Genomic DNA, 20,322 nt, shown 5'->3' with positions numbered 1-20,322 from the left:
TGCTATAGTGTTCAAACTTAATTGTAGACCTTCACCATATATACAAACTCTTCCAGTTTTTTGATTTGGTCTAATCTGTTTAACCCTTCCAGATGGCTCTTACGGGTTATTTCTTTTTTCATGTTTTTATCTTTCGGCATTTCATCGAGCAACCGTTTCAGGTGGGCCGATTTCACAGCGAAGGCGATGCCGTCGGAAGTGGTTTGTTTGCCGGTAACGATACCTACCACATCGCCCTGGCCGTCTAACAGGGGAGCGCCGCTGTTGCCCGGATTAACCGGGATAGACACCTGATAGGCAGTGGTATCGCCGTTGAAACCGGTTTTAGCGCTGATATAACCTTTACCATAAACGATTTCATCGCGGGGGAAGCCCATGGTGAAAACTTCTTCGCCCAGTTTCGCGTTCTGTGGTTTCAGTGCATATGGCAGGGGCTGGCCTTTGAAGGAGGAGTCGGCAATTCTCAATACCGCCAGATCGCTGGAGATATCTTCAAAAACACTGACCGCTTTAAAAGCCTCACCTTTATTATTCTGCACATATACGGAATCCGCGCCGGCCACTACATGATAGTTAGTGACGATGTAACCATTGCCGGACACGGCAAAACCAGTGCCGCCGTAGGTGCCGGGATTAACCGGTGCCTTGCTTTTATTATTGATATCGTTGATGAGTGCATTTTGGGAGCGCTGGATGTTGTTCAGTACTCTTCTGACGTCCTCATACTGGGCTGTGGATTTATTTTTGGCAGCGTTCTGCAATACTGCGATGGTAGACAGGGATGTCACCAGTGCGATACAGGCAGCGGCTGCCAGGTTGGTAATGGTACGGCGGCGGACAGATACCTTTTTGGCTGCCAGGTTTTCTTCCCGGGCTTGTTTACGCAGGGTAGGCATGTCCAGTTGCCGGTGAATGTGGTCCATTTTAGCCTGGAGCGACTGGCGCTGGCCAAAATGTTGCAGCTGCTGCAGAAAAAACTCCTGCTCCTCCACCTGACGGTTGACTTGCGGATTGTTTTTACGCAGTTCCTCAAAAACGGCTTTTTCCTGTCCGCTCATTTCCCCTTCCAGGTAACGTTCAATTTCACGTAATAAATTCATGTCATCTTTCATGGCCGTTGCTGCTTATAAGGATGTATTATACTGATCAAAAAATAACTTCTTGAGGCGCATCAGACACTTATACTTCTGATTTTTGGCATTTTCGGCGTTGGTATAGCCGAATTTCTCTGCTATTTCCTGCATGGACTTTTTCTGTATATAATAATCTTCCAGAATAGTCTTGCAGGGTTCGCCAATGCTGCCCATTGCACTTTCCATAATACGGAACTGTTCGTCTTTGGTGCTGTGTTCATCTACCACCTCTGCGGCCGGAATAGTTTCCTCCATTTCCGGTGGAAGGGCATAAAGCCCGTAAGTGCTTTGTACCTTTTTCAGCCAAATGTGGCGGCAAACCGAATAAAGGAAAGTTTTTAGCCGGCTGGTCAGGTTGAAACTACCTTCGCAGGCTTTTTCATATAGAATGATGATGGCTTCCTGGAAAACATCTTTGGCGTCGTCTTCGCTGCCGTTATGCTGTAAAATCATACGCAGCACAACTGGAAAATTCTCTGAGTAGATGGTTTCCAATGACTTATCATCGCTCTTTGCCAATCCCAGCAATAATTCCCTGTCTCTTGTTATGTCTTGATGTTGCTTCACTCTTAATACTATTATTAGGCATTTGGTAACCCAAAGTACCGAAAAAAAAATTTTTTAAAAGTTTGGGTTACCTTTTGGGTTACTCCGGTATAAAGGGTAAATCATTCAAAAAACACCTTAAATTATTTGTACGATGAAGAACGTAATTAAACTTGGTTTCCTGGCTCTGTCTTTCGGTCTGTTCGCTGTAGCTTGCGGCGGTGGTGAAAAACCTGCTACTGACTCTACTGCAACTAACGCTGGCGCTGTAATCGATTCAGCTGCTGCTAAAGTTGATTCTGCTGCTGCTGGTGCTGCTGCTGTTGTTGACTCTGCTGCTGCTAAAGTTGACTCTGTTGCTGCTAAAGTTGACTCTGCTGCTGCTAAACACTAATTAGCAATCTCTGATTAAATTTTATATGACCGCTATGGCTATGGCCATAGCGGTCTTTTTTTGTGCCCCTGATATTTATTGATGAGCCTGCTAATTGTATTTTTAAAAAGACGACCTTCCCACCGTTTTTATATATGCTACTGTCCCTCTTTTTCTGCAATTTTAGATTTAATTCAATAATAACCACTTATTATTTAAAAAAATGTATTTTTTATATCAGACGCTTGGATAATTAAAATCGTGCCGTATTTTTGTAACACGTTCAAAAAGAGCATATGACTACACAAGCGACTTTCGGATTTTTTGGCTTCTATTATTTCTGGTACCAGGAATAGGGAGGTCGTTTGTAAGTAAAAACATAAAAGAAACTACAAAAAGGCCTCCCGCGAAAACGGGAGGCTTTTTAATTATCAAAATACTGTATATGTCAAACCGTCACTTTAACACTTATTATTTTTATTACTTCTTTTTTTCGAAGAAGCAGGGGACTCGTTTGCAATAAAATACTTTACATACAGGTAAAATAAAGCAAAGGGTCCCGGAGACGGGGCCCTTCTTATTTCAAATAGCTAGTTGCTACAGCAACTATAAAACAATAAAAAATCAACTCCATACACATGAAAATTGCCATACAAGGGTTTGAAGGTGCTTTCCACCAGATCGCTGCTCAGAGTTTCTTCGGAAAACAGACCGATATTGAAGCCTGTGCCACCTTTTCCGAACTGGTACGTAAGGTAAAGCAGGACCCCGGCGTGGACGCAGGTATCATGGCCATCGAGAACTCCATCGCAGGCAGCATTTTACCGAACTACAGCCTCCTCAAAAACTCCGGCCTGCATGTGACCGGCGAAGTTTACCTGCAGATCAACCAGCATCTGATGGTGCTGCCAGGGCAGCAACTGGAAGATATCCGCGAAGTACATTCGCACCCAATGGCCCTTTTGCAGTGTATCGATTTCCTCGAGAAACACCCTCATATCAAGCTGGTGGAAACAGAGGACACCGCGCTCAGCGCCAAACACGTACGGCAGAAAAAACTGAAAAGCGTGGCGGCGATCGCCGGTAAACTGGCGGCTGAAATCTACGAACTGGATATCATCGCGCCCAACATCCAGACCAACAAAAACAACTATACCCGTTTCCTGGCGCTGTCCCGTACCGCTGTACCCGTTGCGCCGGACGCTAATAAAGCCTCTGTTTACTTTCATACCAGCCACGATCGGGGCACACTCGCCAAGGTGCTGACCAAAATAGCGGATGCTGGTATCAACTTATCCAAGCTGCAGTCTTTTCCCATCCCGGCAAAAGAATGGAACTATTACTTCCACGCCGATATGGAGTTTGAAAATCCGGCACATTTCGAAAAGGGATTGGAAAAAATAGCACCGCTCACCGAAAATCTCAAAGTGCTGGGCATCTACAGAAAAGGCAAAACACATTAATCAGATTCAGAAATCAGGTATATGCAAATACAGGTTGCAAAAAGATTACAGGGAACAGAAGAATACTATTTCTCCAAAAAACTGAGGGAAATAGACGAAATGAACCAAAACGGTCCCAAAGTCATTAATCTGGGTATCGGAAGCCCGGACCTGCCCCCGCACCCGTCTGTGGTGGAGGCGCTCCATGAACAGGCTGCCCTGCCCAATACCCACGCATACCAGGGCTACAAAGGTATCCCTGCACTGCGTAAGGCCATGGCCGACTGGTACCAGCGTTTCTATGGAGTGGACCTCAATCCCGACACGGAAGTGCTGCCCCTCATCGGTTCCAAGGAAGGCATCATGCATATCTGCATGACCTACCTGCAGGCCGGCGATGAAGCCCTGGTCCCTAACCCGGGTTACCCTACCTATCGCTCTGCGGTAAACCTGAGCGGCGCCACCGTGGTGGACTACGACCTGGTGGCGGAAAACGGCTGGCTCCCCGATCTCGATGCACTGGCAAAAAAAGACCTGAGCCGGGTGAAAATCATGTGGGTCAACTACCCCCATATGCCCACCGGCGCTAAAGTAAACAGGGAGTTTGCAGCGAAACTGATCGCTTTCGCCAAACAGCACAACATCCTGATCTGCCATGATAACCCGTACAGCTTCATCCTCAATGAACAGCCGGAAAGCCTGTTACAGTTTGAAGGAGCACGTGACGTGGTATTGGAGCTCAACTCCCTCAGCAAATCTTCCAACATGGCCGGCTGGCGTGTAGGCATGCTGGTGGGCAAAGCGGCATGGATCGCTGATGTGCTCCGCTTTAAAAGCAATATGGACTCCGGTATGTTCCAGCCCCTGCAGATGGCCGCTGTAAAAGCACTGCAACTGGGCCGTGAATGGTACGATGAGCTCAACAAAATATACCGCGGCCGCCGCGAAAAAGTATTCCAGCTGCTGGACCTGCTACAATGCACCTACGATAAAAACCAGGTAGGCATGTTCGTATGGGCAAGCATTCCGGATACTTACGATAACGGCTACACGCTCAGCGATGAGGTGCTGCAGAAAGCACGGGTGTTTATTACGCCCGGCGGTATTTTCGGAAGTAACGGCAACGGCTATGTCCGGGTAAGCCTCTGTCAGGATGAAAAGGTTTTCCAGGACGCTATTGACCGTATAAAAACTGCGATAAAATGATTGTAACGATAATAGGCACAGGTTTGATCGGCGGCTCGCTGGCTATCACCCTCCGGGAAAAAGGAGTGGCAGATAAGATCATCGGGGTAGACCAGCACGCAGAGCACCTGCAACGGGCCAAAGAACTGAACATCATCGATGAAGGCATGCCGCTCAATGAAGCGCTGCAATGCTCCGACCTCGTGATACTGGCCATCCCGGTAGATGCGGTATTACAGGTGCTGCCTGAACTGATGGACAAAGTACGCCCTAACCAGGTCATCATGGACGTGGGTTCTACCAAACAAAAAATACTGCAACTCGTTGCCGGTCATCCCAATCGCGGCCGTTTTGTAGCGGCCCACCCGATGGCCGGCACCGAGTATTCCGGCCCCGATGCCGCTATACGCAACCTCTTCACCCACAAAACAATGGTGCTCTGTGATGTGAAAAACAGTGATGATGACGCCCTCGAAATGGTAGAGGACATGGTCGACAAACTGCAGATGCGCACCGTATATATGAACGGAGAAGAACACGACCTGCATACCGCCTACGTGTCACACATCTCCCACATTACCTCTTTTGCACTGGCACTGACCGTACTCAAAAAAGAGAAAGAGTCGGGCCGCATCTTTGAACTGGCCAGCGGCGGTTTTGAATCTACCGTACGGCTTGCGAAAAGTTCACCGGACATGTGGGTGCCCATCTTCAAACACAACAGGGGCAACGTCCTCGACGTACTGGATGAACACATCCACCAGCTGCAGCAGATGAAATCACTGCTTGAAAATGAAGACTACGAAACCTTCTACAAGCTGATCCAGAAATCAAACAAAATCAGGAAAATCCTGAAATAAACATAAATTCTAACAATCTACTTAACTTCAATACTTATGGTACAGACAATGGAAGAAATATTATCCAAAACCAAATTCTCAGATCCTTCATCTGATAAAAAGCCGTTGATCATCTCCGGCCCCTGCAGCGCTGAAACAGAAGAGCAGGTTTTAGCCACCGCGCTGGCATTACAAAAAACCGGTAAAGTGGACGTATTGCGCGCCGGTATCTGGAAACCCCGCACCCGTCCGGGCTCTTTCGAAGGCATCGGTACCAAAGGCCTCGCATGGCTGCAGAAAGCCCGCGAACTGACCGGCCTGCCGCTGGCTGTGGAAGTAGCAACCGCTAAACAGGTGGAAGATGCGCTGCACTTTGGTGTGGATATCCTGTGGGTAGGAGCCCGAACCACAGTGAACCCCTTCTCTGTACAGGAAGTGGCAGATGCACTGAAAGGTGTGGACACCACCGTGCTGATCAAAAACCCCATCAACCCGGACCTCGAACTGTGGATCGGCGCTGTGGAAAGAATCCAGAAAGCAGGCATCAACAAAGTAGGCCTCATCCACCGCGGTTTCTCCAGCTACGGCAATACCCAATACCGCAATGCTCCCATGTGGCACCTCGCTATCGAGCTGAAACGCCGCATGCCTGAACTGCCCATGATCTGCGATCCCAGCCACATCTCCGGCCGCCGCGATATCCTGCAGGAAGTTTCCCAGGAAGCGATCGACCTCGACTACGATGGCCTGATGCTCGAAACACACGTAGATCCGGACAACGCCTGGAGCGATGCCAAACAACAGGTGACACCTGAAAAACTGGCTGAACTGCTGGACGGTATCGTGTGGAGAAGAGAACACACCGATAAAAAAGATTTCAATACCGCCCTCGAAAAACTGCGCGCGCAGATCAACCAGGTGGACGATGAAATCATGCTGCTGCTCGGCAACCGTATGAAAATCGCTGAGAAAATCGGTATGTACAAGAAAGAAAATAACATCACCATCCTGCAAACCAACCGCTGGAACGAAATCCTGGAGCGCAACATCGCTAAAGGCGAAAAACTGGGCCTCACCAAAGAATTCATCCTGAAATACTTCGATGCGGTGCACCTGGAATCCATCAACCGCCAGAACAGGGTGATGAACGAAGAAAAATAACAGCATCATTTACTGATCGCTAAAATCAATGAATGAAAAAGCTAACCAATAATTTTCAGCAGCAGGCCACTACCTATCTGATGGGAGAAAGCCTGCTGCAGTTGGGAAACCATGTAGACCGTCACCGGTCTGTGATCGTGATCGATGAAAACGTGGAAAGACTGCACGGCCATCATCTGCATGACTGGAAAAAGATCGTGGTGCCTGCCGGCGAAGACGTGAAAAATATGGCCACGGTGGAAAAAGTCATCGACGGACTGATTGCATATGAGGCCGACCGCAAAACCACCCTTATAGGTATCGGTGGCGGTATGATCACCGACGTGGCAGGTTTCGCGGCCAGCATCTACATGAGAGGTATTCCCTTTGGGTTTGTGCCTACTACGCTGCTGGCACAGGTAGATGCCTCCATCGGTGGTAAAAATGGCGTCAGCCATGGGAAACAAAAAAACCTGCTCGGCACTATCCGCCAGCCTGAGTTCATCCTTTTCGACTACGCCCTGCCCCTGACCATGCCCGCAGAAGAATGGCACAACGGCTTCGCAGAGATCATCAAATACGCCTGCATCATGGACGCAGAACTGTTTGACTACCTGGAAGTAAACCGGGAAAAGGCCCTGGCAAGGGATGTGGCAGTGCTGGAATACCTGGTGGAAAAATCAGTGACAGCCAAAACCAAAGTAGTACTGGAAGATGAGTTTGAAAACGGCCCGCGCCGCTGGCTCAATTTCGGTCACACGCTGGGACACGCCGTAGAAAAACTGGAGCATATCGCTCATGGCAAAGCAGTGGCCATCGGTATGGTGGCAGCGGCCCGTTTCTCTGAACAACTGATGGGCTTTCCCAACGAACAAACCCTGCGCCTGATAAAACTGATCACCGATTATCAGTTGCCGGTAGCTTTTAACTCCGACAAGGCAGCGGTGTTTGATATCTTCAAGCTGGACAAAAAACGGGAAAAAGACGCCATCCATTTTGTGCTGCTGGAGAAAATAGGAACGGCCACCACTATGCCTGTTCCTATCACAGACCTGCAACTGCTGCTGCAGGCGTTGTAATTATTTTCTAAACATCTAAAGGCGGACGACACATATATATGCAAGTTACTGTATCACCCGGCATTGTTAAAGGCACCGTTACGGCCAATCCATCCAAAAGCGCCATGCAACGCGCCGTAGCCGCTGCGCTGCTGGCAAATGGCACGACCATCATCCGTAATCCCGGCCTGAGCAACGATTGCCTGGCAGCACTCGAGGTAGCTGAAAATCTCGGTGCCAGAATCAAAAGGGGAGAAGATCATTTTGAAATCACCAGCCATGGCGTAAAACCATTCTACGATGAAATCAACTGCGGAGAATCCGGCCTCGGTATCCGTATGTTTACGCCCATCGCTGCACTGGCTTCTATTCCGATCACCATCGTTGGGCATGGCAGCCTCACTACCCGCCCCATGCACTTTTTCGAAGAAGTGCTGCCACAGCTGGACGTGAAATGCTCCACCCAGGATGGCAAACTGCCCCTGCATATACAGGGCCCGTTACAGCCGAAAAACATTACCATCGACGGCTCTCTCAGTTCACAGTTCCTCACCGGCCTGCTCATGGCCTACGGCTCAGCAGCAGAAGATGTGACCATCACCGTAAAAGATCTTAAAAGCAAGCCTTATATCGCGTTGACCCTGCAACTGATGGAACACTTCGGGGTAAAGGTGGAAGAACAAAACTTTGAGCAGTTCCGCTTTGGTAAAAAACAGTCCTATAACGCTACCGACTATACGGTAGAAGGCGACTGGAGTGGCGCCGCTTTCCTGCTGGTAGCCGCTGCGGTGGCCGGTAAGGCAGAAGTGCAGCACCTCAATACCGCTTCCGCGCAGTCAGACAAAGCCATCCTGGAAGCGCTGGAAAAAGCAGGCGCCCACATTCTGCCGGGAGTGTTTACCGTGAATATCCAGCAAAACGGGCTGAATGCCTTCGAAATAGATGCAACGGATTGTCCGGACCTGTTCCCGCCGCTCGTGGCGCTGGCAGCTAACTGCAACGGCACTACGAAAATAAAAGGCGTAAGCCGCCTCGCCCACAAGGAAAGTGACCGCGGCCTTACTTTACAGGAAGAATTCGGCAAAATGGGCATCCGCATAGACCTCGAAGGGGACATCATGCTGGTGCATGGTGGTACTGGCATCAAAGGTGCGCACGTACATTCCCATAATGACCACCGTATCGCCATGGCCTGCGCCGTAGCGGCCCTTACGGCCGACGGTCCGGTGATCATCGAAAACGCAGAAGCAGTGAATAAGTCGTACCCTGAATTCTACGACCATCTGCAACTGCTGGGAGGTAAAATAGCCGTGGCTGCCAACAGCTAAGGCCCCTTTTTATTCAATTTTAAATCATCAGTGTGTGAACAGTTTTGGCAGATTATTCAGGGTGAACGTTTTCGGTGAATCGCATGGCGCCAGCGTGGGCGTTAACATTGATGGGGTGCCGGCCGGCATTCCGCTTCAACAGGAAGACTTCTTACCCGACCTGGAACGCCGTAAAGGCGGCTCCAGAGGGACTACCCCCCGCAAGGAGGAAGACCTGCCCTTTATTAAGTCAGGCGTATTCAACGATCATACTACCGGCGCACCGGTAACCATCCTCTTTGAAAATAACAACACCCGCAGCACAGACTATGAAAAGCTGCGCGAGTTTCCACGGCCCGGTCATGCCGACTTTGTGGCCACCGAGAAATTCGGCGGCTTTGAAGACTACCGGGGCGGTGGCCACTTCAGTGGCAGGCTTACGCTCAACCTGGTGGCCGCCGGCGTGATCGCTAAAAAAATACTCGGTGACAGTATACAAGTGAAAGCCACCATCACCGAAGTGGGTGGCTATGCCAACCCTGAAGAAGGACTGGAAGCGGCCATCGCAGCAAAAGACTCCGTAGGCGGTATTGTGGAATGCGTGGTAGACGGACTGCCGATCGGTTTGGGAGAACCTTTCTTCGATTCCCTGGAGTCATCTCTGGCGCATGCGGTATTCGCTATTCCTGCTGTAAAAGGAATCGAATTCGGCGCAGGCTTCGCTGCCGCTAAAATGAAAGGACTGGAGCATAACGACCCTATCCTCGACAAAACCGGCAAAACAGCCACCAACAACGCCGGCGGCGTGGTGGGCGGCATCACCAACGGCAATCCGCTGGTATTTCGTATTGCGGTGAAGCCCACGTCCAGCACACCGAAAGAGCAACAAACGCTGAACATCGCCAGCGGACAGGTGGAGACTTTCAGTGTAAAAGGACGCCATGACCTGTGCATCGCACTGCGCGTGCCTGTGGTACTGGAAGCGGTGACTGCAATGGTATTGGCCGATTTTATATTGCTGGAACAGCGCCGCCCGCGGGTGTATAAAGCATAAGGAATTACAAATTACGAATTACAAATTACGAATTGAGGGCTTTCATATAGAGCGGTTATCTTAGTAACCTTTCCATATGAAAGCCCTCAATTCGTAATTTGTAATTCGTAATTATTTTACGATGTCAAGCAGTTCCACATCAAACACCAGCGCTGCGCCCGGGCCGATTTTAGCACCGGCGCCACGGTCGCCATAGGCGAGGTCTGAAGGGATGAAGAGGCGCCATTTGGAGCCTACAGGCATGAGTTGCAGGGCTTCTGTCCAGCCTCTGATCACGCCGCTCACCGGGAAGGAGATCGGCTCGCCTCTGTCTACGGAACTATCGAACACTGTACCATCGATGAGGGTGCCATGATAGTGCGTTTTTACTTTATCGTTGATAGTGGGCTTAGGACCATTGCCTTCTTTCAGGATCTGGTACTGAAGACCGCTGGGGAGGGTTACCACGCCCGGCTTTGCTTTGTTTTCAGCCAGGAACTTATCACTGGCTTCGCGGTTTTTGGCAACTTTTTCCGCTTTCAGTTGCTGAAGGTAATTGCTGATGCTCATCTCACTCTGATCTTTAGATAATGTTAATGTTTTATTGGTCAACATATCCTGAATAGCCTTGGCCAGCAGGGTAGTGTTGACATTGCTTAATCCCTGTGCTTTGAGGTTTTCGGCGATATTAACGCCAATACCATAGCTCACGGAGTCTATCCTGTTTTTCAATAAACCAGGTTTTACAGCGGTATGGGATGCCGGTTTCGCTTTGGGCGCCGGTTTAGCCTGGCTGAATCCCTGCATGGCCAACAGGCCAAGAACACCGGTGAAAATGTATTTTTTGTACATAAATTTGTGGTTGTCAATAACTTTGAATCAAATAAGGTTTTGCTAAAGTCCCCGCAAGTTAAGGAATTAACCTTTTAGAAGCTATTTGCTCTCGTACAACAAAAGGGAGCCTTGCTTTGTTGGCGTAAAAATAAAACCCGTATGTTAACCGTTCAGGCGTCTATGAGATTCTATATTATAACAATGGTAGCGGCGCTGCTGACAGGCAGCCTGCGGGCACAGGATTCAACAGATTTATGGTCAAAGGCCAAAGCTAACCCCAATCTGGGCAGGCAGAAATACATAGAACTGAAGCTGCATACCGGCAGCCACCTGTATAATGGCGATGAGATGTCCAAAATACTGGAACATGGTTATGAGTCCGTGGAAGTCCGGATGGGATGGATGTCCACCGGCAAACAGGAATGGCAGCGGGCCCTTAACTGCCCGAGTTATGGCATCGGTTTCTATACCGGCAGTATTGGCGATGCGACTGTTCTCGGTAACCCCAGTGGCGTATATGGTTTCTTTTACGCGCCCTTCGCCCGCCGGAAGCGGCATCATTTTGAAGCGGGATTGTCCCTGGGCCTCACGTACGACCTGAAGGGCTATAACAAGGACACCAACCCGCTCAACGATGCTATTAGTTCCAAAGTAGACGTTTATTTTAATGTGAACGTCAGCGGCATATGGCGGCTGTCTGAATTATTCGATTTCGTATACGGCTTAGACCTGACCCACTTTTCCAATGGCCGCACACACACGCCTAACCTGGGCCTGAATATGCCTGGTGTGCATGCTGGTCTGAGAGTGCATTACAATACCATCCGCAATATTGTACAGCAACAGATCGATCCTACGTTTGTAGCGCGTATCCGCCCCACCTATATTGACAGCCCGCTTTCCAAAGTGAAACACAAACAGGACTGGAGTATTTACGGGGCCTTCGGAGTAGTACAGCCGGACTCCCGTTATGGTGTTGATGCTTTTTACGGCACTGCCTCTGCCGTGTTGGACTGGAGTTACCTCTACAGTCATGTTTGCAGTTTCGGAGCAGGCGTTGACGGTTTCTATGACGGTTCCCTGGGGTTGGTTTACGCAGAGAAATACGGAAAGGCGTCCACTTTCGATAAGATGCTGCTGGGCGCCCATATCGGCCATACGCTTCATCTACAGCGTTTTGATATTGTTACACAGGCAGGCACGTACCTGTGGCGTCGCGACAGCGAAAAAGGGGATTGGTTCCTGCGGGTGGCCCTTCGTTATAATGTCAGCAGATATGGTTTCCTGCAAATAGGCCTTAAAACACAGAACGGCGCAGCGGCAGACTGGATCGAATGGGGCGGTGGTGGTAAACTGTGAAAGCGTGATAGCCAACATTCATATAAAAAGAAACCCGCCTGATGTATTATCAGGCGGGTTTCTTTTTATATCGATGATAAATGCTTACTGTGCTACCGGCAACAATACCTTAGATGCGTGAGTAGCATCATGATAGATTTTGATATCAGCCTTTTTGAAGTCTTTATCAGTGGCTTTGTAGATATCCATGAACTGCTGCGGATTGCGGTCTACCAGCGGGAACCAGCTGCTTTGTATCTGGACCATGATACGGTGTCCTTTCTGGAAGGTATGCGCTACGTCAGGCAGGGTGAATTTCACCGGTGTTGGCTGGCCCGGAACAAAAGCTTCCGGTTTTTCGAAGCTGTTGCGGAATTTACCGCGCATCACCTCGCCGCGTACCAGCATCTGATAGCCGCCCATGGGATAAGTGGAAGAAGGCACGCGACGGTGTTCTGAAGCGGCGTCTTCTTCGTATTTGAAATCGTCAGGGAACACGTCTATCAGTTTTACAACGAAATCAGCGTCAGTACCGGTGGTGCTGGCCACGATGTCAGCGATAACCGGACCGGCGAGGGTGATGTCATTGTCCAGCACTTCAGATTCAAATACCGCCACGTCAGGTCTGCGGGCAGCAAAACGCTGGTCGTCGGTCATGTAATTGATCGTGCGGTTGAAATGTACATCTGCCGTATAAGGCACTGGTTTGGACGGATCGCTGATGTATTCGCTGAAGCTGTTGGCAGCAGTGGGTTGTGTGAATGCCAGTTTACCGTCAGGTTGCAGATAAACAGGTTGTTCCTTCATATCGGCCGGCGGCCATTTAGGCAGTCTTTTCCATTCGTTTTTACCGGTGAAGAAGATCGTGGCTTCAGCGATATCCGGCGCCTGGCCTTTGCCTTTCAGGTAATAGTTGAAGAAAGGAATTTCGATGTTGTTGGCGTAGTATTCGGATGTATTGCTGCCGAAGCGAACGTTGCCCAGATGGGTACCGTCGTTGGATGCCCACTGGCCATGGTACCAGGGGCCCATTACGATACGGTTGTTGGTATTGGGGCTTTCGGATTCGATGGTTTTGTAAGTGTTCCAGGCGCCGAAGCAGTCTTCCGCGTCAAATACGCCGCCTACTTCCAGCATCACGGGTTTTACGTTTTTCAGGAAGTTGCGTACGTTACGCGCCTGCCAGTAGCTGTCGTAAGTAGGATGGGCATACATCTCGTGCCAGAAGGCCACGCTGTCGCCGATGATTTTGGAGAAATTAGGCAATGCGCCTGTTTCCAGGTAGTATTTGTAATTGTCGCGGGTGTAGTATTCGATGCCTTTAGGTCCAACGGTGGTAGGCTTCGGATGAGGATGGTCAAATACGGTGTAGAAAGAAAAGGCGTCTGACAGCATGAACGCGCCGTTGTGATGGAAGTCATCACCGATGAACCAGTCTGTAACCGGCGCCTGCGGGCTGACCGCCTTCAGTGCAGGGTGACCGCTCAATGCGCCCATGGTGGAATAAAAGCCCGGATAGGAGATACCGAAGATGCCCACGTTGCCATTGTTGCCGGCCAGGTTCTTCACCAGCCAGTCGATGGTGTCGTAGGTGTCGCTGGCTTCATCGATATCATTTTTCCCTTTTTTGTTGGGATTGAAGGGACGCACGTTCACAAATTTGCCTTCACTCATCCAGGTGCCTCTCACGTCCTGGACCACCATGATATAACCTTCTTTCAGGTATTGTTTATAATGGTTTCTGTACAGCGGACGGAAATTGGTTTCGCCGTAAGGTGCGCAGGAGTAAGGGGTGCGCGTCATCAGAATAGGATGTTTCTCCGACTGGTCTTTAGGAAGATAGATGGAGGTAAACAGTTTTACCCCGTCCCGCATGGGAATGTATACTTCTTTTTTGGTGTAATGGGTATACATCCAGAGGGAGTCCTGGTTAACAGCTTTTGTAACTACAGGAAAGACGAACAGCGCGGCACAGGCCAGCAGCAGCCATTTTCTCATAAACGGTTTGTTTTAGACGGGGGCTAAAGTAGCAAAAAGTCAGGTAATATGACCGCATAAAAGGGTGAGCGGTTACCGGGCCAGCTTTTCCCGTTCTTTTTTAGGCAAACTGGCCACTACCAGGTCATAGGAGTTCTTAATCCATTCCAGTATCAGTTTGTTGGAGATATTGGAATGCATATCTATTGTGTTCCAGTGCTTTTTATTCATATGGTAACCGGGTGTCACGCCTTCATAACGTTCGCGCAGCTCCACGGCCTCGTCCGGGTCACATTTCAGATTGACGCTGCTGAATTCTTCCAGGTCAGTAAGGGCAAACATTTTGCCGGCGACTTTATACACGAGGGTTTGTTCTCCGAAAGGGAATTCTTCCGTAACACCCGGAAGGGAAAGGCAGTATTCGCAGAATTGTTCGATGTTCATGAATGACAGATTTCTATGGACATCAAAGATAAAAAAAGTAAGGGCCTTTCGGCCCTTACCAGAAGAATGGTATTATTATTTTACTTCGATGTATTTGAATTTGGCGCTTTGGTAATACGTGTATGATGGGTTGGTGATAGTTGCCTTTTGTGTCATCAACAGGCCGGTTTTCTCATCATATGCATTTTCGAAAGTATATATTGTTCCACTCCGGTCAAAATAAGTGAGATTATGCTCGCTCGGCATAACTATCACACTGGTTAGTTCGGAATAGAAGTGTACATAAGGGTTGTTTTTGTAGATGTTGTAGAAAGGATTGGTGCCTTTATCGTATTTAAAGGTATAAGTGGAGCCGCGTGCAGGGTCGTTCTCTTTAGGACCTGTATATACGTATTGTTTAATGACATCTTTTCCTTCGTAGGTATTCTCAAAATACCGGACAACATTCGTGGAGAAAAGGGAGTCTTTGGAGCCAATCAACACAGCCTGTCCCAGGGAATTGAATTCATAAGCCCAACTTTGGTCAAGGCAATTGGAGCATTCAGGGTGTTGCTCAAAGATGGATACTTTTCCGCCTTTCCAGTTTGGGTTACCAACCGAAATGATTCCACTTTTTGAATTGTTAATGGTCTTGCTGACTTTGCCGGCTTCGTCATACGTCATTTCGAAGCTTTGTCCGTTCTCCGGTCTGGCTCTTGACGGAATGTAAATTGCGATCAGCTGATGCTTGTTGTTATACACAAAGCTGTCTGTTTTGGTGCCGCCGTCGGTAGTAGTGGTAACGGTCTCCAGGAGGAACGAACTTGTTTTCACCGGATCTACCGGTATGGGTTCTGAGCTATCACTTTTACTACAGGCCGTTGCGAGGAATAAAAATGCTACAGCGGCGCAGGCATAGCGCCCTAAGGTGTTGGTTTTCTTCATGACAAAGTATAAGGGTGAATATTAAAAATACAGGCAGGCGGACTGGCACTGCCCTGTGGGTTACGGTTATTGTTTAACAACCCGGTACCGGTAACTGATAGTTGTGCCGGAGGCGAGCCGTTGTTCCTGCGGATAATGCATGGTGTCTGGTGTATAATAGGTTACAGGAATAGTTACTGCAGCACTGGCAGCAGTTTCATATCGGATGCTGGTCACATAGTGTTCACTGGCCAGGAACGGATAGCCTTTCCAGATGTTGTTTTGCAGGTCTGCTGTGACCATGCGCAGCAACAACGGGTTTTTAGCCAGGTATGGGTATAGCGGGTTCGACTGGTTGCCGTAGGTCATATCGTACTGGTATGCTTCGGTTGTGGGCGGAATATCGATAGGTTCCACATAGTTGACGATATGATACTGCCGGATGTCCCGTTGATCGTAGAAGTATTTTTCATAACTCATCATTCTTCCGAAGACAAACGGCAATGTGTCTGTATAGCCGATCAGGGTGAAGCGGCGGGCATCATCCTGTAAATACCTGGTGGTGTCATAGCCCGATATTTCATCTCCCAGGTTCCGGTAAAAGGTAGTATAGATAGTGAGCGTGCCTGGGGCCCATGTCAGGGAATCTTTCTGAGAGAGGCTTTTAAGGGTATTATCGTTCTCATTGTAATGACGCGCTATTTTCAGATAGCCGTTAGCGTTATACAGGAAAGTGGTGTAGTTCTGCCATTGGCGATAGGAGGTATTGTAATCCCAGCGTTCCGTGAGTTGCAGTTGATTGTTGTATACAAGGCTGTCTTTCGGGATACCGTTTATCCGGATGGCGGTCACCAGATAGTTATCTTGTTGCTGTACGGGTGGTGCCGGGTCGATATGTTCCTTTTTGCAGTGGCACGAGGGCGCCAGCAAATACAGGATGGCCAGGAGAAAAAGCCGGTAATATCGTTGTTGGTATAACATACAGCGTGGATAAACGGATGTAAGATAATGTTTAATCATTATATTATTTACCCCTGATAATCTGGTACCGGTAGCTGATGGATGTATTTTGTCCTATCAATTGTTCTTTGGGATAAGCGGAAGTATCAAAGGGGGTGTAGGTGACAGGCAGCGTAGTTTGCGTGCCGGCACCATCTTCATACCGGACGCTGTTGACATAATGTTCGCTGGCCAGGTACGGAAAACCTTTCCAGGTGTTTTGCAGGTCGGCGGTCACGAGTTGTATCAGCAGCGGATTCTTTGCGAGGAAGCGATAGAGCGCATTTACCTGGCTGCCGTAGGTCATGGTATAGCGGTATTCTTCCAGTATGGTGGGAGCGCCGATTACATTGATATAATTATGCCCGATAAATTGCCGGACATCCTGTTGCAGATAGGTGTATTCCTTAAATCGTACCATATCGCCGTAAATGCCGAGGTTGAAAATAAAGGTATCCTTTGAACCGGAGAGCGTGAATTGCCGGTTGGTGTTCACCAGTAATAAAGTAGTGTCATATCCGGATATGCCGGCGCCCAGGTCGCGGTAGCGGGTAGTGTAAACCCACAATTTGCCGGATGTCCATGCCAGGGAATCCTGCTGGCTCAGGCTTTTCGTCGTATTATCGTTCTCGTTATAATACCGCGCCATTTTCACATAGCCGTCAGCGTTATAACCGAAGACAACGTAATTCTGCCATTGGCGGTAGGAAGTATTGTAGTCCCAGTGCTGCACCAGCTGTTGCTGATCGTTGTATACGAAGCTGTCTTTCGGAATGCCGTTGAGGCTGATGGATGTTACCAGCCAGGTGTCTTGCGGTGGTGCCGGCGGCTGCGGCGGGTCCACATGTTCTTTTTTACACTGACAGGAATAGGTGAGCAGCAGGATAGCTGCAAAGAGATAAAGAACATATGTACTCCGGTAAGGCATGCAGGGGGCTCAATAAGCCTTCCTAAGATAAGGATTAATGGTCATATTGGTCCGGTGTAATGGCGGTAGATAAGTTGGGGAGATATACCGGTACGTGGGACGGGCCAACGTACCGGTTTTAGGTGTAGGTTAAAGCTATTTCTTATTGATCGCGATGATCACGCGGGAGTAACGGGCGTAAGTGATTTCCACTTCCTGACCGGCACGGTAACCTTCCAGGGCGCCGCGCATCCAGTAAAACAGGCGTTTTTTCTGGTTGTCCAACTTTATCATGATGTTGGTCTGTGTATCGTTGTTCTCCAGGTATACCGCTTCCATAGGGGCCTGCAGGGTGGCTTTTTGCAATGCTACCAGGTCTTTTTTCAGTGCCCAATACCGGATATCCGTTACTTTGATCAGTGCAAACACCAGTGCGATCACAAAACAAATCATCCATACCCAAAACCAGGCGTTCTTATAGGAAAACAGGGATTCATCCGCATCGCCCAGCGTATTGTGGGTGTACAGGTAAATCTGCGGTATCACTGCCGCTACCAATAACACGATAAAACCTATTAACGCAAATTTCCGTAACTGCTGTTTGTTCCGCTTCAGTGCTTGTTGTAGTAAAAAATTCTCCTCAGTTGTAATAAAGGTGTAGTCGGACATAGTTTCGATGGTTTTTCAGTTGGCTAATATATAGATAAACAATCAATTAATTAAATTAATATATATAATATTTTAAATAATGATTGTTATTTTGCTGTTATTTTAGTTAGATGATCAGTTTTTGGACAAAATATTATCATATAATCTAAATCACACATTAACGTTTATATAATTCCTGGTTCGACCGCATATGGAATAAGTTTTCTAATTTGCGCGTTTTTAACCCATCCTGTTATTATTCCCCATGATCTAGTCATATAAACTAAAACAACGAAAGTGAAGCGGATTTTGATTTTACTTGCGGCTGCATTCCTTACAACAACAGGCCTGTATGCGCAGGACACCACTCAACTGATAGTAGAAGGACGGAAAAACAGCGCCTCCCAGCAAACAAAGCCTTACGTGATCATGATCTCCATCGATGGGTTCCGGTATGATTACGCAGAAAGATACCATGCACAAAACCTGCTCCGCCTCTCCGGCCAGGGCGTAAGGGCTACTGCCATGCAACCTTCTTTTCCTTCACTGACATTCCCCAACCACTATACACTGGCCACAGGCATGTATCCGGCGCACCATGGGCTGGTAGACAACCTGTTCTACGACAGGAAACGCGACGCTATCTATAAAGTGGGTAACCGCGATGCAGTGGAAGACGGCACCTGGTATGGCGGACTGCCCCTCTGGGTATTGGCGGAAAAACAACAGATGATCAGCGCCAGCTATTTCTGGGTAGGCTCCGAAAGTGCTATTCAAAATATTCGCCCCACTTATTATTATAAGTACCAGGAAAAAACAAGCATCGACCAGCGTATCCAACAGGTGGTGAACTGGCTGCAACTGCCGGCAGAGCAACGTCCGCATCTCATTACCTTTTACTTCCCTGAAGTGGACCATATGGGACACCGCTACGGTCCTGACAGCGACAGCGTAAGGAACGCCGTTCAGTTCGTGGACGCGGCCATCGGCCGCATGCAGGAGGCAGTGAATAAACTAAACCTGCCGGTCAATTTTATCATCGTATCTGATCATGGCATGTTGCGGGTAGATACTGAACATAGCCTTTCTCTGCCGGACAGTCCTGCCCTGAAGCCGCTCCGCATTGCGCCCACCAACGAGAAAATAATGCTCTATGGCAATAACGAAGCGGAAATCAAAGCTGCGTACGATTTCCTGAAACAACACGAAAACCACTACACTGTATACCTGAAAAAAGAAACACCGGAAAGATGGCACTACGGACAGGAAGATGTGTATAACCGCATCGGAGACATCGTGGTGCTGGCAGAAGCCAATTATGCGTTCGGCAGCCCGGAAAAGAAAATGTACCCGGGCCATCATGGCTTCGATAACAACCTTACCGATATGAATGCTATCTTCATGGCATGGGGGCCGGCCTTCAAAACTAATACACGCATCGCCACTTTTGAAAACATACATGTGTACCCGTTAGTGGCCCGCATACTCGGCCTGGATATTACACAGCCGATAGATGGTAAAATTGAAGTGCTGGAACCGGTACTAAACCAGCAATAAATAATGGACCAGCAAGATTTATACGGGCTGCTGCTGCAACATGTGGCCCGGCATATACAGCTTACGCCGGAAGAACAGCAGTATTTTGTCAGCCTGCTGAAACCACGGCGGCTGCAACGGCGCCAGTGGTTATTACAGGCGGGCGACATCTGCCGGTACGAGTATTTCATCGTACAGGGATGCCTGCGGTCCTATATCACAGACCGCAACGACGTGGAGCACGTACTGCATTTTGCAATAGAAGACTGGTGGATCACTGACCTGGAAAGCCTGTTGGCACAAACCCCTTCACAGGTAAGTATTGAAGCGCTGGAACCTTCCTGTGTGCTGCAACTGGAGCGGGAGGCGCTGCAAGCCCTTTACCAAAAAGTACCTGCGTTTGAACGTTTTTTTAGGATACTGCACCAGAATGCCTATCTGGCACAAAACCGCCGTATCCTGCAGAATATCAGCCATACCGCTGCAGAACGGTATGAGGCTTTCCTGGAGCGGTACCCGGCCATTGCTGCGCGTGTGCCGCAAAAGTACCTGGCGTCATACCTGGGAATGACACCCGTCTTCCTCAGTCAGCTGCGCAACCATAAAGCAGGAAAATAGAAAGTTATGGATACAAAAAAAGCTGCTCCGGAAAGGAGCAGCTTTTTTTATGTATTGAAATA

General features: G+C 48.8%; 20 protein-coding genes. 11 read left to right on the top strand and 9 right to left on the bottom strand.

The genetic code is table 11. The annotated features are described in order from the left end of the window. Nucleotides 1-17 precede the first annotated feature (17 nt). Entirely contained in the window at nucleotides 18-1,100 is a 1,083-nt protein-coding gene (locus tag ACTJJS_RS20925) for a S1C family serine protease (protein WP_168872038.1), read from the bottom strand. Between the two features lie 24 nt (nucleotides 1,101-1,124). Further along, a complete protein-coding gene (locus ACTJJS_RS20920) occupies nucleotides 1,125-1,700 on the bottom strand; it encodes an RNA polymerase sigma factor (protein WP_440665107.1) in 576 nt (191 codons plus the stop codon). Between the two features lie 133 nt (nucleotides 1,701-1,833). Between ACTJJS_RS20920 and ACTJJS_RS20915 the strand changes: the two genes are divergently transcribed. The 8 genes from ACTJJS_RS20915 to ACTJJS_RS20880 all read left to right on the top strand — a co-directional run bounded on the left by ACTJJS_RS20915 (nucleotide 1,834) and on the right by ACTJJS_RS20880 (nucleotide 10,077). Continuing rightward, nucleotides 1,834-2,073, top strand: a complete 240-nt coding sequence (locus ACTJJS_RS20915) for a hypothetical protein (RefSeq protein WP_168872040.1) — start codon at nucleotides 1,834-1,836, stop codon at nucleotides 2,071-2,073. Nucleotides 2,074-2,690: 617 nt separating this feature from the next. After that, nucleotides 2,691-3,515 (top strand): prephenate dehydratase, encoded by an 825-nt coding sequence (locus ACTJJS_RS20910; RefSeq protein ID WP_168872041.1) that lies wholly within the window; start codon nucleotides 2,691-2,693, stop codon nucleotides 3,513-3,515. Between the two features lie 21 nt (nucleotides 3,516-3,536). Further along, nucleotides 3,537-4,700, top strand: a complete 1,164-nt coding sequence (locus ACTJJS_RS20905; RefSeq protein WP_440665106.1) for a pyridoxal phosphate-dependent aminotransferase — start codon at nucleotides 3,537-3,539, stop codon at nucleotides 4,698-4,700. After that, a complete protein-coding gene (locus ACTJJS_RS20900) occupies nucleotides 4,697-5,539 on the top strand; it encodes a prephenate dehydrogenase (RefSeq protein WP_440665105.1) in 843 nt (280 codons plus the stop codon). The genes ACTJJS_RS20905 and ACTJJS_RS20900 overlap by 4 nt, the downstream gene beginning before the upstream one ends. Before the next feature lie 36 nt (nucleotides 5,540-5,575). Then, nucleotides 5,576-6,679, top strand: coding sequence for a chorismate mutase (locus ACTJJS_RS20895; RefSeq protein WP_240976009.1), 1,104 nt, complete (start codon nucleotides 5,576-5,578; stop codon nucleotides 6,677-6,679). Nucleotides 6,680-6,711: 32 nt separating this feature from the next. Beyond that, a complete protein-coding gene (gene aroB, locus ACTJJS_RS20890) occupies nucleotides 6,712-7,737 on the top strand; it encodes a 3-dehydroquinate synthase (protein WP_168872044.1) in 1,026 nt (341 codons plus the stop codon). Between the two features lie 38 nt (nucleotides 7,738-7,775). Beyond that, nucleotides 7,776-9,044, top strand: coding sequence for a 3-phosphoshikimate 1-carboxyvinyltransferase (aroA, locus tag ACTJJS_RS20885; RefSeq protein WP_168872045.1), 1,269 nt, complete (start codon nucleotides 7,776-7,778; stop codon nucleotides 9,042-9,044). 34 nt (nucleotides 9,045-9,078) lie between these two features. Next, on the top strand, nucleotides 9,079-10,077 hold the full coding sequence (locus tag ACTJJS_RS20880; protein ID WP_440665104.1) for a chorismate synthase: 999 nt from the start codon (nucleotides 9,079-9,081) through the stop codon (nucleotides 10,075-10,077). Between the two features lie 111 nt (nucleotides 10,078-10,188). Here ACTJJS_RS20880 and ACTJJS_RS20875 read toward each other — a convergent pair whose 3' ends face one another. Next, nucleotides 10,189-10,908 carry an FKBP-type peptidyl-prolyl cis-trans isomerase gene (locus ACTJJS_RS20875; protein WP_168872047.1) on the bottom strand — a complete coding sequence of 240 codons (720 nt, stop codon included), beginning with the start codon at nucleotides 10,906-10,908 and terminating at the stop codon, nucleotides 10,189-10,191. Between the two features lie 162 nt (nucleotides 10,909-11,070). Here ACTJJS_RS20875 and ACTJJS_RS20870 point away from each other — a divergent pair, with 162 nt between their 5' ends. Further along, entirely contained in the window at nucleotides 11,071-12,249 is a 1,179-nt protein-coding gene (locus tag ACTJJS_RS20870; RefSeq protein WP_440665103.1) for an acyloxyacyl hydrolase, read from the top strand. An 84-nt stretch (nucleotides 12,250-12,333) separates the two neighbouring features. Here ACTJJS_RS20870 and ACTJJS_RS20865 read toward each other — a convergent pair whose 3' ends face one another. The 6 genes from ACTJJS_RS20865 to ACTJJS_RS20840 all read right to left on the bottom strand — a co-directional run bounded on the left by ACTJJS_RS20865 (nucleotide 12,334) and on the right by ACTJJS_RS20840 (nucleotide 18,127). Continuing rightward, nucleotides 12,334-14,226 (bottom strand): CocE/NonD family hydrolase, encoded by a 1,893-nt coding sequence (locus ACTJJS_RS20865; protein WP_440665102.1) that lies wholly within the window; start codon nucleotides 14,224-14,226, stop codon nucleotides 12,334-12,336. A gap of 72 nt (nucleotides 14,227-14,298) precedes the next feature. Next, nucleotides 14,299-14,649 carry an MmcQ/YjbR family DNA-binding protein gene (locus ACTJJS_RS20860; RefSeq protein ID WP_440665101.1) on the bottom strand — a complete coding sequence of 117 codons (351 nt, stop codon included), beginning with the start codon at nucleotides 14,647-14,649 and terminating at the stop codon, nucleotides 14,299-14,301. 75 nt (nucleotides 14,650-14,724) lie between these two features. Further along, nucleotides 14,725-15,573, bottom strand: a complete 849-nt coding sequence (locus ACTJJS_RS20855) for a hypothetical protein (RefSeq protein ID WP_440665100.1) — start codon at nucleotides 15,571-15,573, stop codon at nucleotides 14,725-14,727. 66 nt (nucleotides 15,574-15,639) lie between these two features. Beyond that, nucleotides 15,640-16,533, bottom strand: a complete 894-nt coding sequence (locus ACTJJS_RS20850) for a hypothetical protein (protein WP_440665099.1) — start codon at nucleotides 16,531-16,533, stop codon at nucleotides 15,640-15,642. A gap of 43 nt (nucleotides 16,534-16,576) precedes the next feature. Then, nucleotides 16,577-17,479 carry a hypothetical protein gene (locus ACTJJS_RS20845; protein ID WP_440665098.1) on the bottom strand — a complete coding sequence of 301 codons (903 nt, stop codon included), beginning with the start codon at nucleotides 17,477-17,479 and terminating at the stop codon, nucleotides 16,577-16,579. 135 nt (nucleotides 17,480-17,614) lie between these two features. Then, nucleotides 17,615-18,127 (bottom strand): hypothetical protein, encoded by a 513-nt coding sequence (locus ACTJJS_RS20840; protein ID WP_168872054.1) that lies wholly within the window; start codon nucleotides 18,125-18,127, stop codon nucleotides 17,615-17,617. A 276-nt stretch (nucleotides 18,128-18,403) separates the two neighbouring features. Here ACTJJS_RS20840 and ACTJJS_RS20835 point away from each other — a divergent pair, with 276 nt between their 5' ends. Continuing rightward, on the top strand, nucleotides 18,404-19,663 hold the full coding sequence (locus ACTJJS_RS20835; RefSeq protein WP_440665097.1) for an alkaline phosphatase family protein: 1,260 nt from the start codon (nucleotides 18,404-18,406) through the stop codon (nucleotides 19,661-19,663). Between the two features lie 3 nt (nucleotides 19,664-19,666). Continuing rightward, nucleotides 19,667-20,260 (top strand): Crp/Fnr family transcriptional regulator, encoded by a 594-nt coding sequence (locus ACTJJS_RS20830; protein ID WP_440665096.1) that lies wholly within the window; start codon nucleotides 19,667-19,669, stop codon nucleotides 20,258-20,260. Nucleotides 20,261-20,322 lie beyond the last annotated feature (62 nt).

The sequence above is a fragment of the Chitinophaga sp. 22308 genome, from assembly GCF_052045305.1.
GTDB classification, from domain to species: Bacteria; Bacteroidota; Bacteroidia; order Chitinophagales; family Chitinophagaceae; genus Chitinophaga; species Chitinophaga varians_A.
The sequence above is the reverse complement of the archived record's forward strand: the minus strand, read 5'-3'. Positions and strand labels throughout refer to the sequence as shown.

Bases quoted from the DNA above. Each gene is read 5' to 3' on its own strand.
- ACTJJS_RS20925 (WP_168872038.1), bottom strand. From the start codon at position 1,100: ATGAATTTATTACGTGAAATTGAACGTTACCTGGAAGGGGAAATGAGC.
- ACTJJS_RS20915 (WP_168872040.1), top strand. From the start codon at position 1,834: ATGAAGAACGTAATTAAACTTGGTTTCCTGGCTCTGTCTTTCGGTCTG.
- ACTJJS_RS20910 (WP_168872041.1), top strand. From the start codon at position 2,691: ATGAAAATTGCCATACAAGGGTTTGAAGGTGCTTTCCACCAGATCGCT.
- ACTJJS_RS20905 (WP_440665106.1), top strand. From the start codon at position 3,537: ATGCAAATACAGGTTGCAAAAAGATTACAGGGAACAGAAGAATACTAT.
- ACTJJS_RS20900 (WP_440665105.1), top strand. From the start codon at position 4,697: ATGATTGTAACGATAATAGGCACAGGTTTGATCGGCGGCTCGCTGGCT.
- ACTJJS_RS20895 (WP_240976009.1), top strand. From the start codon at position 5,576: ATGGTACAGACAATGGAAGAAATATTATCCAAAACCAAATTCTCAGAT.
- aroB (WP_168872044.1), top strand. From the start codon at position 6,712: ATGAAAAAGCTAACCAATAATTTTCAGCAGCAGGCCACTACCTATCTG.
- aroA (WP_168872045.1), top strand. From the start codon at position 7,776: ATGCAAGTTACTGTATCACCCGGCATTGTTAAAGGCACCGTTACGGCC.
- ACTJJS_RS20875 (WP_168872047.1), bottom strand. From the start codon at position 10,908: ATGTACAAAAAATACATTTTCACCGGTGTTCTTGGCCTGTTGGCCATG.
- ACTJJS_RS20870 (WP_440665103.1), top strand. From the start codon at position 11,071: ATGAGATTCTATATTATAACAATGGTAGCGGCGCTGCTGACAGGCAGC.
- ACTJJS_RS20865 (WP_440665102.1), bottom strand. From the start codon at position 14,226: ATGAGAAAATGGCTGCTGCTGGCCTGTGCCGCGCTGTTCGTCTTTCCT.
- ACTJJS_RS20860 (WP_440665101.1), bottom strand. From the start codon at position 14,649: ATGAACATCGAACAATTCTGCGAATACTGCCTTTCCCTTCCGGGTGTT.
- ACTJJS_RS20855 (WP_440665100.1), bottom strand. From the start codon at position 15,573: ATGAAGAAAACCAACACCTTAGGGCGCTATGCCTGCGCCGCTGTAGCA.
- ACTJJS_RS20850 (WP_440665099.1), bottom strand. From the start codon at position 16,533: ATGTTATACCAACAACGATATTACCGGCTTTTTCTCCTGGCCATCCTG.
- ACTJJS_RS20845 (WP_440665098.1), bottom strand. From the start codon at position 17,479: ATGCCTTACCGGAGTACATATGTTCTTTATCTCTTTGCAGCTATCCTG.
- ACTJJS_RS20840 (WP_168872054.1), bottom strand. From the start codon at position 18,127: ATGTCCGACTACACCTTTATTACAACTGAGGAGAATTTTTTACTACAA.
- ACTJJS_RS20830 (WP_440665096.1), top strand. From the start codon at position 19,667: ATGGACCAGCAAGATTTATACGGGCTGCTGCTGCAACATGTGGCCCGG.